Origin of the sequence: Roseinatronobacter sp. (assembly GCF_051859525.1) — a bacterium.
In the GTDB taxonomy this organism is placed as follows: Bacteria; Pseudomonadota; Alphaproteobacteria; order Rhodobacterales; family Rhodobacteraceae; genus Roseinatronobacter.
This window is the reverse complement of the sequence record NZ_JBHYFM010000012.1, coordinates 23,304-36,434: the sequence shown is the minus strand read 5'-3', so window position 1 is coordinate 36,434 and position 13,131 is coordinate 23,304. Positions and strand designations below refer to the sequence as shown.

The 13,131-nt window shown below is 59.2% G+C and carries 16 protein-coding genes; 6 read left to right on the top strand and 10 right to left on the bottom strand.

From position 1 onward, the window contains the following. Positions 1–2 precede the first annotated feature (2 nt). The 6 genes from ACTIE1_RS10745 to ACTIE1_RS10720 form a co-directional block, all read right to left on the bottom strand. On the bottom strand, positions 3–743 hold the full coding sequence (locus ACTIE1_RS10745; RefSeq protein WP_439561233.1) for a YebC/PmpR family DNA-binding transcriptional regulator: 741 nt from the start codon (positions 741–743) through the stop codon (positions 3–5). Between the two features lie 146 nt (positions 744–889). After that, positions 890–1,399: a CarD family transcriptional regulator gene (locus ACTIE1_RS10740; RefSeq protein ID WP_277805847.1), complete on the bottom strand. Its 510-nt coding sequence runs from the start codon at positions 1,397–1,399 to the stop codon at positions 890–892. Positions 1,400–1,628: 229 nt separating this feature from the next. Then, positions 1,629–1,967, bottom strand: coding sequence for a ferredoxin FdxA (fdxA, locus tag ACTIE1_RS10735; RefSeq protein WP_439561234.1), 339 nt, complete (start codon positions 1,965–1,967; stop codon positions 1,629–1,631). A gap of 84 nt (positions 1,968–2,051) precedes the next feature. Continuing rightward, on the bottom strand, positions 2,052–2,435 hold the full coding sequence (locus ACTIE1_RS10730; RefSeq protein WP_439561235.1) for an RNA-binding S4 domain-containing protein: 384 nt from the start codon (positions 2,433–2,435) through the stop codon (positions 2,052–2,054). 6 nt (positions 2,436–2,441) lie between these two features. Then, positions 2,442–5,282, bottom strand: a complete 2,841-nt coding sequence (locus tag ACTIE1_RS10725; RefSeq protein WP_439561236.1) for a helicase-related protein — start codon at positions 5,280–5,282, stop codon at positions 2,442–2,444. A gap of 24 nt (positions 5,283–5,306) precedes the next feature. Then, entirely contained in the window at positions 5,307–5,864 is a 558-nt protein-coding gene (locus ACTIE1_RS10720) for a tetratricopeptide repeat protein (RefSeq protein WP_439563374.1), read from the bottom strand. 65 nt (positions 5,865–5,929) lie between these two features. On the opposite strand from ACTIE1_RS10720, the gene ACTIE1_RS10715 reads away from it, so the two are divergent. The 3 genes from ACTIE1_RS10715 (at position 5,930) to ACTIE1_RS10705 (ending at position 7,539) form a co-directional block, all read left to right on the top strand. Then, the gene (locus ACTIE1_RS10715; RefSeq protein ID WP_439561238.1) at positions 5,930–6,217 is read left to right on the top strand and encodes an SCP2 sterol-binding domain-containing protein; all 288 of its coding nucleotides are present in this window, start codon (positions 5,930–5,932) and stop codon (positions 6,215–6,217) included. A 3-nt stretch (positions 6,218–6,220) separates the two neighbouring features. Next, the gene (locus ACTIE1_RS10710) at positions 6,221–7,156 is read left to right on the top strand and encodes an alpha/beta fold hydrolase (protein WP_439561239.1); all 936 of its coding nucleotides are present in this window, start codon (positions 6,221–6,223) and stop codon (positions 7,154–7,156) included. Between the two features lie 62 nt (positions 7,157–7,218). Further along, positions 7,219–7,539 (top strand): ArsC/Spx/MgsR family protein, encoded by a 321-nt coding sequence (locus ACTIE1_RS10705; RefSeq protein ID WP_439561240.1) that lies wholly within the window; start codon positions 7,219–7,221, stop codon positions 7,537–7,539. A gap of 45 nt (positions 7,540–7,584) precedes the next feature. Here ACTIE1_RS10705 and ACTIE1_RS10700 read toward each other — a convergent pair whose 3' ends face one another. Further along, entirely contained in the window at positions 7,585–7,791 is a 207-nt protein-coding gene (locus ACTIE1_RS10700; RefSeq protein WP_439561241.1) for a cold-shock protein, read from the bottom strand. Positions 7,792–8,002: 211 nt separating this feature from the next. Between ACTIE1_RS10700 and ACTIE1_RS10695 the strand changes: the two genes are divergently transcribed. Continuing rightward, complete coding sequence (locus ACTIE1_RS10695) at positions 8,003–8,359, top strand: hypothetical protein (protein ID WP_439561549.1); 357 nt, start codon at positions 8,003–8,005, stop codon at positions 8,357–8,359. Between the two features lie 229 nt (positions 8,360–8,588). Beyond that, positions 8,589–9,926, top strand: coding sequence for a DEAD/DEAH box helicase (locus tag ACTIE1_RS10690; protein WP_439561242.1), 1,338 nt, complete (start codon positions 8,589–8,591; stop codon positions 9,924–9,926). Positions 9,927–10,015: 89 nt separating this feature from the next. Here ACTIE1_RS10690 and ACTIE1_RS10685 read toward each other — a convergent pair whose 3' ends face one another. Further along, positions 10,016–10,666 (bottom strand): pseudouridine synthase, encoded by a 651-nt coding sequence (locus ACTIE1_RS10685; RefSeq protein ID WP_439561243.1) that lies wholly within the window; start codon positions 10,664–10,666, stop codon positions 10,016–10,018. Positions 10,667–10,798: 132 nt separating this feature from the next. Here ACTIE1_RS10685 and ACTIE1_RS10680 point away from each other — a divergent pair, with 132 nt between their 5' ends. After that, positions 10,799–11,269 carry a YbjN domain-containing protein gene (locus ACTIE1_RS10680; RefSeq protein WP_439561244.1) on the top strand — a complete coding sequence of 157 codons (471 nt, stop codon included), beginning with the start codon at positions 10,799–10,801 and terminating at the stop codon, positions 11,267–11,269. Positions 11,270–11,326: 57 nt separating this feature from the next. Here the strand turns inward: ACTIE1_RS10680 and ACTIE1_RS10675 are convergent, their stop codons facing one another. Together ACTIE1_RS10675 and ACTIE1_RS10670 are read right to left on the bottom strand one after the other, a co-directional pair. Continuing rightward, positions 11,327–12,115 (bottom strand): exodeoxyribonuclease III, encoded by a 789-nt coding sequence (locus tag ACTIE1_RS10675; RefSeq protein WP_439561245.1) that lies wholly within the window; start codon positions 12,113–12,115, stop codon positions 11,327–11,329. A gap of 184 nt (positions 12,116–12,299) precedes the next feature. Further along, positions 12,300–12,986 carry a response regulator transcription factor gene (locus ACTIE1_RS10670; RefSeq protein WP_439561246.1) on the bottom strand — a complete coding sequence of 229 codons (687 nt, stop codon included), beginning with the start codon at positions 12,984–12,986 and terminating at the stop codon, positions 12,300–12,302. Positions 12,987–13,131: the final 145 nt, after the last annotated feature.

The following is a 13,131-nucleotide window of genomic DNA, read 5'->3' as shown; positions in this document are numbered from 1 at the left end:
TCTTACAATTCGGCCATCACCTCGTCCGAAATCTCGAAATTCGCGGTCACGTTCTGGACGTCATCATCATCTTCCAGCGCGTCAATCAGCTTCATCAGCGACCGCGCGCCATCCAGGTCCAGCTCGGTTGTGGTTTGCGGCTTCCAGACAAGTTTGGTGCTTTCCGACTCGCCCAGCGCATCGTCCAGCGCTGCGGATACAGCCGCAAGGTCGGTATCGGCGCACCAGATTACATGCCCGTCCTCGCCACTTTCGACATCTTCCGCACCGGCATCAATTGCAGCCAGCAAGACAGTATCCGCATCCCCCACACTTGCCGGATATACAATCTGGCCCTTGCGGTCGAACATGAAGGCGACTGATCCGGTTTCACCCAGATTCCCGCCATTCTTGGAGAATGTGGACCGCACGTTCGACGCAGTGCGATTGCGGTTGTCGGTCATCGCCTCGACAATGATTGCAACACCGTTCGGGCCATAGCCTTCATAGCGGATCTCGTCATAGTTTTCCGCATCGCCGCCTTGCGACTTCTTGATCGCGCGTTCGATATTGTCCTTGGGCATGGACACGGCCTTGGCCTCTTTCACAGCCAGACGCAGGCGCGGGTTCTTGTCAGGGTCCGGGTCGCCCATCTTGGCGGCCACGGTAATTTCCTTGGACAGTTTGGAAAAAAGTTTCGCACGCACCGCATCCTGACGGCCCTTGCGATGCTGGATATTGGCCCATTTGGAATGGCCTGCCATCTGTGAACTCCGGTATTATGCTGGTTGTCGGGGTTTCATAATCCAGTGTGCGGGGGCTAGGCAAGCCCTGCACTGGGTTATGAAGGAGTGGCCCGCGCAATAAAAACGCCCGCAGATGCGGGCGCTTTCATGGCAGTGTCAGGCAGTTATGCGGCGCGCGATACCAGAACGTCGCTAACCTGCTTTTGTGCAATCGCCTCATCCCCGCCAGCAACGGCGGCGACTTCGCGGGTCAGCCGTTCAAGCGCGGCTTCATACAACTGCCGCTCAGAATAGGATTGCTCGCGCTGGTCATCATTGCGGTGCAGGTCACGCACCACTTCTGCAATGGCCAGCAGGTCACCGGAATTGATTTTCTGTTCATATTCCTGCGCACGGCGCGACCACATGGCACGCTTCACACGCGCCTTGCCCTTCAGGGTCGCAAGCGCCTTGTCCACGATTTCCGGCGACGACAGCGAGCGCATGCCAACTGTTGCAGCCTTGTTCGTCGGCACGCGCAACGTCATCTTTTCCTTCTCGAAGGAAATGACGAAAAGTTCCAGTTTCAGACCGGCAATTTCCTGTTCCTCAATCGAAACGATCTGGCCGACCCCATGGGCAGGATAGACCACATATTCATTCGGGCGAAACTCGGACTTTTTGGCTTTGGACATTCAGCATTCCCCTTCAGGCCCCTGTGCATCGCGCAAAAAACAACACGTCAGGAAAATTCTTCCTGAAGCATCTGCAACTTGCGGACAAAAAAACGGCAGGTGACAGCCCTGCCGGATCGGGACGGTTTCATCTTAAATGATTCTATATCACAAAATTGCCACGAATCAAAGTGGCTTGATCCGAAACGCGTCAACATCAGGTAAACAGGCTGCGATCACGACCGCGCTGTCAGCCGCCCTCACCGGGGTTTTCAGAAAAATACTTCGTCCGCTTGTCGGTTTCACCATCTCGATCCTCGGCATCGGGCAAAGGGTCTTTTTTGGTAATGATAACCGGCCACATTTCCGAATACTTGCGGTTGAATTCAACCCAGTCTTCCATATCCGGTTCAGTATCGGGGCGAATTGCATCTGCGGGGCATTCCGGTTCGCAAACCCCACAATCAATGCATTCATCCGGATGGATGACCAACATATTCTCACCCTCATAGAAGCAATCGACCGGGCAAACTTCCACGCAATCGGTGTATTTGCACGCAATGCAGTTGTCGATCACCACATATGTCATCAGATCCGGTCCTTCTGTCTGAATTCCATGCTTGTCAGGTCAGGCCTGCAAGCTGTCGATGGGGACATAATCCAGCACATGCGATCAATCAAGCCGGTCCGGGGCAGATGCGGCAAATCGGCGACGGTCACGTTTGTCAGGCCGCCCGCCTGCAACAGGCACGGGGCGCGATAAATCCTTGGGCGGGGGTGGGGGCGACATATCTTCATAAAGCGCCTGCGCTTCTGGGGCAGGGCCACGTCGCATACCGCATGCCAACACCCGCACAACCATGACGCGCGCCCCCAATGCGAAGGTCAGCACATCGCCCGCGCCCACCTGCGCGGCGGGTTTGGACACCGGCAAGGAATTGATCCGCACCCCCGACCCGGAGACAAGTTTCGCGGCAAGCGACCGTGTTTTAACAAAACGCGCATGCCACAGCCATTTGTCCAGACGAATGGTTTCGCGGGACGCCGGATCAGACACCCGTAATCACCCTTTGGTCTTCAGCCCCATAAGTGCGGCTGCAAAGGGGTTGTCGGGGTCAATGCGGTCGGACTTGCGCGGGCCGGCGCTGTAATCGCGGGGCTTGTTCTCGGGTTTCTTACCCTTTGGCTTGCCACCTTTGGGCTTTTGCCCCTGCCCTTTGCGCTGGTCCCCGCGTGCATCCTGCTGCGGCTTGCGTGCAGGGCGCGCATCGCGGCGCGGGCGCGGTGCCCAGGTAAAGGTGTAAAACAACTCAACCTGCGGCTCATCGGGTTTGTCGGCGTCTGTCGGGCTTGAGGGTGCCCCATCAGCCTGCGGCGCATCGCCGATGGCATCAGCGGGGGCACTGCTGTCAGCGGGCGGCGCGGTGTCCGTGTGTTCATGCCCGTCTGGCGTGTCTGCCTGCGCATCTGCCGGGGCGGCGTCGGCGGTGCCATCGGCGGGCGGCTGCGGCGCCTCGGCCTTCACCTTGGCGCGTTCACCTTTTGCAGCGGCATAGCCCAGCCCCTGCATAATATCCGCGAATTGTTCCAGCGTGGTGCCCGTGATCGACAGCATGTCGGGCGTTGCCTCGAACCCTGCGCGACTGTCGCAGCCGCGCAGCAGATCTGCCAACCGTTCCAGCATGTCGATGCGAATCGCGCGCGCGCCTGCCGGGCGATACCCGGACATGATGTAATGCGCCGAGGGAATTTCGGGCAGATGCGGGATTGTTACCAGACCGGCGGGCGGGCTTTCGGGGAATTCATCCAGCCCGTCGGCAAGGGATTTCAGCACCAGACGCAGGCGTGTCGGTGCAGGCTTCAACAGCAGCGGCAGGAACACCGTATACTGCCCGAACCGCACGCCATGCTTGCGCAACATTGCGCGCGCGTCCTGATCCAGCGCCTTGATGTCCTGCGCGATCTGTTCACGCGGGATCACGCCCATCGCCTCGACCAGTTGAAACGCGACACCGCGCGCAAGGCCCGACAGGGTTTCATCGCGTGACATGTTCAAAAGCGGTTCAAACAGCGCAGCAATCTTGCGGTCCATGAAATGCTGAAGGCGGCGGCGCACCTTTTCGGCAACGTCATGGCCTGCCTCATCATCGACAAACGCCGTGATCTGCGGGCGCATGGAATCGTCACCCTTGACCAGCTTGCCGATAGCCGTGTCGCCCCACATCAACCCGCCCTGTTCGGTGAAATCGAACTCCGTATCGGGGGCGTTGTAGAATTTGTCAGCCCGCAGGTGGAACAACGGCACAAGCGCGGAAATCGACGCCTGACGCAGTGTCTTTGCCTCATCCGCGCTGTCGGTCTTGTCCTGCCGGAACCGGAAACCTTCCAGCCGCCCGATCAGTTCGCCCTCAACAGTCACTTCGCCCTTGTCGTTCACGTCAGCCACAAGGCTCTCCTTCTGCTTCAACCGCCGCATCAGCACCGAGGTGCGCCGGTCAACAAATCGCTGTGTCAGCCGGTCATGCAATGCATCCGACAAGCGGTCTTCTACAGCGCGCGTCGCGCCGCGCCAATGCTTTTCGTCATCAACCCAGCCCTTGCGCTGCGCAATATATGTCCATGTGCGAATATACGCCAGTCGACGAGACAACGCATCAATGTCACCGTCAACGCGGTCAATGCGCTGGATGTTCCGCGCCAGCCAGTCTGTTTCAATACGACCCGCGCCTTGCAAAAACGCGAACACGCTGTCCAACAGGCCGGCATGTTCCGCCCCCGAAATGCCGCGAAAATCCGGAATGCGGCAGACATCCCACAACAGGCGCACATCACGCGGGCCGGTCAGCCGGTCCAATATGTCCGGCTGCGCCACAAGGGTCTTCAGCGCCGTCAGGTCATCCGCGTCGCGCGCGCGTGTCAGCCAGTCATCCTGTGTCTGGTGTTCAAGCGATGCAATAAGCCGCGCAACCGTGCCGAATTCCAGCCGCCCGTTACGCCACTGCAATTTGCGCACAGGCAGGAATTCATGATTCTCGATCGCGGCAATCACTTCATCGGGCAGCGGCCGCGCTTCGCCTGTCACACCGAAACTGCCATTTGTCTGATAGCGCCCCGCGCGCCCCGCAATCTGCGCCAGCTCGTCGGGGTTCAGCGGGCGCATGCGGCGGCCATCGAATTTATGCGTGGCCGAAAACGCCACATGCTTGATGTCCAGATTCAAGCCCATGCCAATGGCATCGGTCGCAACCAGAAAATCGACATCACCATTCTGATACAGCGCCACCTGCGCGTTACGGGTGCGCGGGGACAATGCGCCCATGACAACCGCGCAGCCCCCTTTCTGGCGGCGAATCAGTTCCGCAATCGCATAGACGTTTTCGACACTGAAACCGACAATGGCACTGCGCGGCGGCATGCGGCTGATTTTCCTGGACCCCGAGTAAGCCAGTTGCGACAGCCGTTCGCGGCGCTGGAAATGCACCCCCGGCACCAGCGCGGCAATGGCAGACCGCATTGTGTCGGACCCCATGAACAGGGTTTCATGCAGGCCACGCGCATGCAGCAAACGGTCGGTAAACACATGCCCGCGGTCCGGGTCTGCGCATAGCTGGATTTCATCGACCGCAACGAAATCGGCACCAATCTCGACCGGCATCGCCTCGACGGTGCAAACCCAGTACTGGGTGCGGTCGGGAACGATCCGCTCCTCTCCGGTCACCAGCGCCACGCAATCAGGGCCGCGCAGTGCAAGTATGCGGTCATACACCTCGCGTGCAAGCAGCCGCAGCGGCAGGCCGATCACGCCTGTCCTGTGCGCCAGCATCCGTTCAATCGCATAATGGGTCTTGCCGGTATTCGTGGGGCCAAGCACGGCAACCGTGCGCGAATTCGCGCGAATATTCATTCGCAATCCCCTTGTTTGCCCCCCTCAGAGAGAGGTGCCCTGTAGCTTCCGGTCCAGCCGTTCCAGCGCCGCTTTTACGTCACGCCGATGGGGATGTATAGCCGCTGCCGCGGTCCATGCCTGCCGCGCGTCATCATAGCGTTCAAGGTCTTCCATGATGCGCCCAAGGCCGATAAGTGCCGCAAAATGGTTCGGGTTACGGGCAAGGGTTTCGCGGATGTCGTTCAACGCAAGGCCATAGTTTTGCGCCATGAACCATGCTGTTGCGCGCGCATTCCAGCCTTCGGCAAAATCGGGGGCATGGTCAATCAGCGCTGAAAAATGGTCAATCGCGGCCGTGGTGTCACCACGTTGAAGCGCAGCGCGACCACGTTGCAGCAACAAATCGGCGCTGGCGGACCCTGACCGCGACCATTCGCGGAACAACTGGCGTTCGACACGTTGCCAGTTTTCAAGGTCCGGCTTGCGCAACTGTTCCAGCAATTCGGAGGCATCATTGCCCTGTGTCTCCGCCATTGCAGCAGGTGTCATCAGCAGAAATGCCGCAACGACAGGATTGAGAATGGTGCGCCAACTGGTCATAGTGTCGAATGTAACGCATCGCGGCGGTAATTCCACTGTCCATCGATCACAAATCGGAGCACAACATGAGCGATATCCTGACCCACGCAATCGCAGCATTGTCAGAAAAACTTGGAAGCGGGTTTGATGGCAGCGCGAAATTCCAGATCGAGGACGAGGGCACGATCATCGTAGACGAATCAGGTGTGCGCGAAGGGGATGGCGATACAGATGTGACCATGATTGCCAGTGCCGAGACATTTCAGGGCATCATCGAAGGCGATGTGAACCCGACCATGGCGTTCATGTCCGGCAAACTGAAGATCGAAGGGAATATGGGCATGGCCATGAAACTGGGATCGGCACTTAGCTAACCCATGCACCGCGCCCCGTATTTTGCAGATATCGCCGACGCGCCCGCCCCCGAACAGGTGATCTGGGCGCAGGCCAGCGACGGGGTGCGGCTGCGACTGGCCATCTGGCCTGCCGGTCCCAAGGGACTGGTTGTCATCTTCCCCGGCCGGACAGAAGTGATCGAAAAATATGGCCGTGTCATCGCCGATCTGGCCGCGCGCGGATATGGCGCGGCGGTCATCGACTGGCGCGGACAAGGTCTGTCAGATAGGTCGAGCAAAAGACCATTGCTGGGTGACATTCCGGATTTCGCGGATTTCCAGCGCGATGTCGCCGTATTGGGCCATATGCTGGACACGCATGCCGCAGGCGTCCCGCGTTTTGCGCTGGCCCATTCAATGGGCGGCTGCATTGCCCTGCGTGCGCTGACCAACGGGTTTGCAGTGCGTGCCGCCGCGTTCAGCGCACCAATGTGGGGCCTGCCCCTGACAGGGGCATTGCGCCGCACCATGACAACGCTGCGGCCTGCGCTGGGGCTGACCAGACTGGACATGCAGGAAGTCCCCGGCGCGGGAATCGAGTTTCGGCTTTGGGAAAACCCCTTTGATAACAATGACCTGACAAGTGACCGGCCGACTTATGACTGGATGCAAGGGCAGGTTCAGGCGCATCCGGAATTGCGACTGGGGGCACCATCGTTGCGCTGGTTGCTGGCGGCAATGGCCGAAACGGCGGCCCTTGCAAAGCTGCCTTCGCCCGCCCTGCCTGCGTATTGCGGATTGGGCACGCGCGAACGCATTATTGCGGGCGAGGCGATCCATGCGCGCATGTCCATTTGGCCCGATGGACGGCTGGACATGTTTGACGGTGCCCTGCACGAAATCCTGATGGAGCGGCCGGAGACCCGAACACCCTTTCTGGACCGGACCTGTGCAATGTTTGACGCCGCATCAGCCTGACATGTTGTCATTTGCCTGACGCAGAACCTATATCTGGCAAACATCCATCAAAGGGGGACGACATGACGCAAGTAATCTATGGCATCAAAACATGCGACACATGCCGCAAGGCGCGCAAGGCCCTGCCTGACGCACATTTCCATGACATTCGCGAAACCCCGCTGGACAGCGCAACGATCACACGCTTTCTGAGCGCGTTTGGCGATGCGCTGGTCAACAAGTCATCAACGACATGGCGCGCCTTGTCCGAGGAAGACCGCGCACGCGCGCCCGCCGAACTGTTGCTGGCACACCCGACACTGATGAAGCGTCCGGTGATTGAGGCTGGCGATACAGTTTATCTTGGCTGGAAGCAGGACGTTCAGTCCCGACTTGGGGTCTGAACGCTGGACCTGCTGCCAGTCTTTTCAAAGGGGCGCGTGATCCCGTTACAGCAGTTTCAGATCACCCGCTGATTCACGGCCATCGCGTCCCGCGCTCAGTTCATATGCAATCTTTTGATTGTCCGCCAAGCCGGTGAGGCCCGCACGTTCCACCGCCGAGATATGCACGAACACATCCTTGCCGCCGCCATCGGGCGCGATGAAACCGAAACCTTTGGTGGTGTTGAACCATTTGACTGTGCCTGTGGGCATCTGTTCACTCCGCATTGTCTGTCCCCAAGGCGGTATTGCCTTCGGGTCGTTCAGCCAGCTCTTCTAGTGCCGGCTGCGAAAACAGAGGCGGTCGTAGAAAGTCTGTCATCCCGATCCGATCCTGCCATATGCGGGTTAAAACGCAAGAGTTTTGCGTATATGTGACAGGGATGACGGTCAAATGACCATTTTTTTGGAAGGATGCCTGATCATGCGCAATGCAGCTTTGGTGCTGGGGCTTATCGGCGGGCTTTGGGGCATGCTGATCGGTTTTTTCAGTTTCGGGTATACGGATTTGCTGATTCGCTACCCTGAACTTGCCGATGTGACCGGCGGGGTTGCCAATATGGGCCTGATCCGCGTCATGAGCCTTGTTGCCCCCGTTCTGGCCATAGCGGGCGGGGCGATGGCGCGGTCGTCGAATGTCGCGGGCGGGGTCTTGCTGCTGGCGTCCGGTATCGGCATGTATGCGACATTCGGCTTCGGTGTGTTCACCATGTTTCCCATTTCCATGTGTGCGCTTGCCGGTATTCTGGCCCTTGCCGCGCGCAAACCCGACCCGCATTAAGTGGCCTTTGCGGCATAATGTCTTGACTTTCGGGTGCATCCCCCCCATCTGGACGACATCCACAACGTGCCGCGTGAGCACTTGATCCGTTGTGGGCAGGGCATTCGGCCCGACCATTGCTTCCCGACATCACGCGTGGGGGGCGGCGCATCCGACATGCGCCCCCAAACCCGCCCCTGCCCTGTCAGGGGCTCTACGCCTGTGCGGACAGGCCGTGAGAGGACTTATTTTGACTGATTTTACCATGTTCGGGCTGCGCCCCGTGCTGATGACCGGCCTTGAGGCCCAAGGTTTTGGCACCCCCACCCCGATTCAGGCACGCGCGATCCCGATGATCATGCAAGGCCGCGACATACTGGGGCTGGCGCAAACCGGCACCGGCAAAACACTGGCATTTGGCCTGCCCGTCATGCATGCGCTGCTGGGCAGCGAACGGCCCGCGCCAAAAACCACAAGCGCGCTGATCCTTGCGCCCACACGCGAACTGGTGACCCAGATCGCAACCACGCTGGACAATTTCGCCCGCAAGACACCGCTGAAGGTTCAGCGCGTTGTCGGCGGCGCGGGCCTGAACCCGCAAATCCAGAAACTGGCCAAAGGCTGCGATATTCTGGTGGCCACACCGGGGCGCTTGCTGGACCTGCTGGACCGGCGTGCGCTGACACTTCAATCCACCCAGATGCTGGTTCTGGACGAAGCCGACCAGATGCTTGATCTGGGCTTCATCCATGCACTTCGCAAAATTGCGTCGCTGCTGCCGAAAGAACGCCAGACGCTGATGTTCTCGGCGACGATGAACAAGCAGATGAACGAAATCGCCGATGCCTATCTGGACCGGCCGGAACGCATTCAGGTGTCTGCACCGGGGCGACCTGCCGACAAGATCGACCAATCCGTGCATTTTGTGCCCCAAGGCGACAAGGCGCGCGTGCTGGAAGGCTACCTTAAGCAGCATCCGGACGATCTGGCGCTGGTATTTTCGCGCACCAAACATGGCGCGGAAAAGCTGATGAAACTGCTGAACGGCTGGGGCATTCCGGCGGGGTCCATCCATGGCAACAAAAGCCAGGGGCAGCGCGAACGCACCTTGCAGGGCTTCCGCGAAGGCAAGGTCAAGGTATTGGTGGCAACCGATGTGGCCGCACGCGGCATCGATATTCCCGACATGCGCCATGTCTATAACTACGATCTGCCGGAAGTGCCGGAAAACTATGTCCACCGCATTGGCCGCACGGCCCGTGCAGGTGCGACCGGCCGCGCAATCGCATTTTGTGCGCCCGCCGAAATGGGCGACCTGCGCGCAATTGAAAAACTGATGCGCATTGAACTGGCTGTGGCTGGCGGCACGCCATGGGCCGACGATCTGGCAGGCCCTGCACGGGCTGCCGCGCGCAAACGCGGCCCCCAACGCGGCGGCGGGCGTCCGCAGCAACGCGCCGGCGCGCCGCGCGACAATGACGACGGACAAAACCGCAAACCCCGCCAGAAAACCTTTGGCAAACGCACGGGTTCGGGCAAGCCAGCCGGACAATCTGGCGGCAAGGACCGCCACCGCCGGTCGGCATAATCAATCAAGGGGCGCAACTGCGCCCCTTTTTTTATGTCCGGCGCCGGTCCAGCGCATTTAGAGTATCCGCCTTGATCAAGCGGGATATTCTAGAATGGAACTGGTGCCGCGATGGTCATGCCATGCCCCGTGACAGGGTGTTTCAGCCGCAAGGATTGTGCATGCAGCATAAGCCGCGGATAGGCCAACGCGTCCCCCGTGGCATATAGCGGGTCGCCCAGAATAACATGGCCAATGGCCAGCATATGAACGCGCAACTGGTGGCTGCGGCCGGTGACGGGCATAAGACGCAGGCGCGATGCGCCATCTTCGTGGCGGATCAGCTTCCAGTCGGTCTGCGCGGGCCGTCCGGTTTCATGGCAGACCTTTTGCAGCGGGCGGTTGGGCCAGTCCACGATCAAGGGCAAATCTACGCGCCCCTCGCGCCCTTCAACATGGCCCGCGACGCGCGCGATATAGTGCTTGCGCGTCTTGCGCGTTTCAAACTGCTGGCCCAGATTGCGCTGCGCCGCGGGTGTGCGTGCAAAGACCATCACACCTGACGTGTCCAGATCCAGCCGGTGCACCAGCAGGATGTCCGGAAAAATTCGCGACAGACGGGCAATCATGCAATCGGTTTTGTCCGGACCACGGCCGGGCACGGACAACAACCCTGACGGCTTGTCCACAAAAACAATATCCGCATCCTGATACAGAATCACAGGGGCGTCGGTCGGCGGGGCATAAACGAAATCTGACATGCGCAGGACCATGGCGCAGCGGCGACGGGCAGCACAAGTGCATTCCACACAGCGCCCGTCACCTATATCTTGCGCGCGCCAAAAGAACGGCGCATGACTTCTGCCATACTGACGAACAAAAGGAATTTCCCCATGCGCCGGACTGCCACCCTGCCCGTATTGGCAATTCTGGGCAGTCTTGCCCTTGCCCCTGCAACCCTTGCGCAATCCTTGATTGACGCGGGCGACGTGGAATCTATTGCCAATATCGCGCGCGGCTATGGATCGGCAACCATCCAGACCGACGGCGTTGGCGATCCGCAAATTCTGGGGCGGATCAACGGCATCCTGTACACAGTCAATTTCTATGGTTGCACGAACGGGGCGGATTGCACCACCCTTCAGTTTCAGGCAGGCTGGAAGAACACGGGATCATTGACGCTGGATGATATGAACCTGTGGAATCAGGAAAAGCGTTTCGGCAAGGCCTATCTGGACGCGGAAAAAGATCCGGTCATCGAATGGGATGTGAACCTGTTTGGCGGTGTCAGCACGGTCAATCTGGACGATACATTTGACTGGTGGCGTCTTGTTCTGCAGGATTTCACTGCCGAGCATTTCTGACCAGGTATCGTCGCGCCGCACCCCGCCAACGCGACCTATACGAAACGCGGTGGCAGGCTACAGGTCGAAGCTGGCAAATACCGGCGCGTGGTCGGACGGTTGCTGCCACCCGCGTGCATCGCGCAGAATGCGCGACCCGTGACCAGCCGCCGCAATGTCGCGGCTGGCCCAGATATGGTCCAGCCTGCGGCCCTTGTCGGCAGCATCCCAGTCGCGCGCACGGTAGGACCACCACGAATATAACTGCCCGTCAGGAATATCCGCGCGCGTAACATCCACCCATGCGCCTGCATCCTGCGCATCGGCCAGATGCTCCACCTCGATCGGGGTGTGGCTGACGACCTTCAGCAACTGTTTATGTGACCAGACATCATCTTCGCGCGGGGCGATGTTCAGATCGCCCACCAGAATCGATTTTTCCGGACGGTTCGCACCGAAATGGTCCCGCAATTCGGTCAGCGTATCCAGCTTATGGCCGAATTTTTCATTCACGCTGCGGTCCGGCACATCGCCACCGGCCGGAATGTAACAGTTGTGAATGACAACCCCGTTTTCCAGCCGCGCCGCCACATGGCGCGCGTCCCCGCGCCCGCACCAGTCGATATGTCCCGCATCCTCCAGCGGCAGGCGCGACAGGATGGCAACACCGTTATAGCCCTTCTGGCCGCGCGCGGCCCAATAGCCATAGCCCGCCTGCGCGAACAGATCGAAGGGCATTTTGTCCACAGGGCTTTTGCATTCCTGCAAACACAACACGTCCGGTGCCTCTTCGCGCAGCAGTTTCAGCACCAGTTCGGCGCGCAAACGAACGGAATTGATGTTCCAGGTGGCAAGGGTAAAAGGCATGGCAAACTCCGGCTTGGTGGCCCTTCATGCACAGTGCGGGCCCGCGCGACAACCCTGATCTGCAAAGAAAAGGCCCGAACAAACTGTCCGGGCCAAAGGGAGGGGAGGAGGAAAAGAAGAACAATCGCTTCTTAATTCACTTATTACCCCAAATTTTGGCAACAATAGGGCCGGTTCGCGGTGTTCACGCGGCCAGACGATAGCCCCCCGATTCCGTCACCAGCAGGCTTGCATTCGACGGATCAGGTTCAATTTTCTGACGCAGGCGGTAAATATGGGTTTCCAGCGTATGCGTTGTGACACCTGCATTATAGCCCCACACTTCGTGCAGCAGCACATCGCGCGGCACCACGCCATCGGGGGCGCGATACAGGAATTTCAGGATATTGGTTTCCTTCTCGGTCAGTCTGATCTTGCGGTCGTTTTCGTCAACCAGCATTTTCTGCGCCGGTTTGAACAGATAGGGACCAAGCTGGAAAACCGCGTTTTCGGATTGTTCGTGCTGGCGCAGTTGTGCACGCAGACGCGCCAGCAGGACCGGCAGCTTGAAGGGTTTGGTGATGTAATCATTTGCGCCCGAATCCAGACCCAGAATGGTGTCCGCATCCGAATCGTGTCCCGTCAGCATGATGACCGGCGATTTGAAGCCCGCCTTGCGCATGCGTTTGCACAATTCGCGCCCGTCGGTGTCAGGCAGGCCCACATCAAGGATCGCCAGATCAAACTGGCCCGCGCGCACTTTCTCCATGGCCTCGGCCCCGTTTGCGGCCTCGAACACGTCGAACTCATCGGTCATGACCAGTTGTTCTGACAGCGCTTCGCGCAGGTCATCATCATCATCGACCAACAGCACCTTGTTCAGCTTGGGCATTGAAACTACTCCTGTTCTTGCTCTCTCTCTTAAATGTGAGGGCGCGTGCACAGAACAAGATTTGCTACAAAACCCTCACGCGGTCGTGTCGGATGCGGGCAATATGTTTCAATTTCCCTGCCATCGGTCTATGTCACAGACAAGA

Bases quoted from the DNA above. Each gene is read 5' to 3' on its own strand.
- ACTIE1_RS10680 (WP_439561244.1), top strand. From the start codon at position 10,799: ATGCGCCGGACTGCCACCCTGCCCGTATTGGCAATTCTGGGCAGTCTT.
- ACTIE1_RS10685 (WP_439561243.1), bottom strand. From the start codon at position 10,666: ATGTCAGATTTCGTTTATGCCCCGCCGACCGACGCCCCTGTGATTCTG.
- ACTIE1_RS10710 (WP_439561239.1), top strand. From the start codon at position 6,221: ATGCACCGCGCCCCGTATTTTGCAGATATCGCCGACGCGCCCGCCCCC.
- ACTIE1_RS10670 (WP_439561246.1), bottom strand. From the start codon at position 12,986: ATGCCCAAGCTGAACAAGGTGCTGTTGGTCGATGATGATGATGACCTG.
- ACTIE1_RS10695 (WP_439561549.1), top strand. From the start codon at position 8,003: ATGCGCAATGCAGCTTTGGTGCTGGGGCTTATCGGCGGGCTTTGGGGC.
- ACTIE1_RS10700 (WP_439561241.1), bottom strand. From the start codon at position 7,791: ATGCCCACAGGCACAGTCAAATGGTTCAACACCACCAAAGGTTTCGGT.
- ACTIE1_RS10705 (WP_439561240.1), top strand. From the start codon at position 7,219: ATGACGCAAGTAATCTATGGCATCAAAACATGCGACACATGCCGCAAG.
- ACTIE1_RS10745 (WP_439561233.1), bottom strand. From the start codon at position 743: ATGGCAGGCCATTCCAAATGGGCCAATATCCAGCATCGCAAGGGCCGT.
- ACTIE1_RS10715 (WP_439561238.1), top strand. From the start codon at position 5,930: ATGAGCGATATCCTGACCCACGCAATCGCAGCATTGTCAGAAAAACTT.
- ACTIE1_RS10740 (WP_277805847.1), bottom strand. From the start codon at position 1,399: ATGTCCAAAGCCAAAAAGTCCGAGTTTCGCCCGAATGAATATGTGGTC.
- ACTIE1_RS10675 (WP_439561245.1), bottom strand. From the start codon at position 12,115: ATGCCTTTTACCCTTGCCACCTGGAACATCAATTCCGTTCGTTTGCGC.
- ACTIE1_RS10725 (WP_439561236.1), bottom strand. From the start codon at position 5,282: ATGAATATTCGCGCGAATTCGCGCACGGTTGCCGTGCTTGGCCCCACG.
- ACTIE1_RS10720 (WP_439563374.1), bottom strand. From the start codon at position 5,864: ATGACCAGTTGGCGCACCATTCTCAATCCTGTCGTTGCGGCATTTCTG.
- fdxA (WP_439561234.1), bottom strand. From the start codon at position 1,967: ATGACATATGTGGTGATCGACAACTGCATTGCGTGCAAATACACCGAT.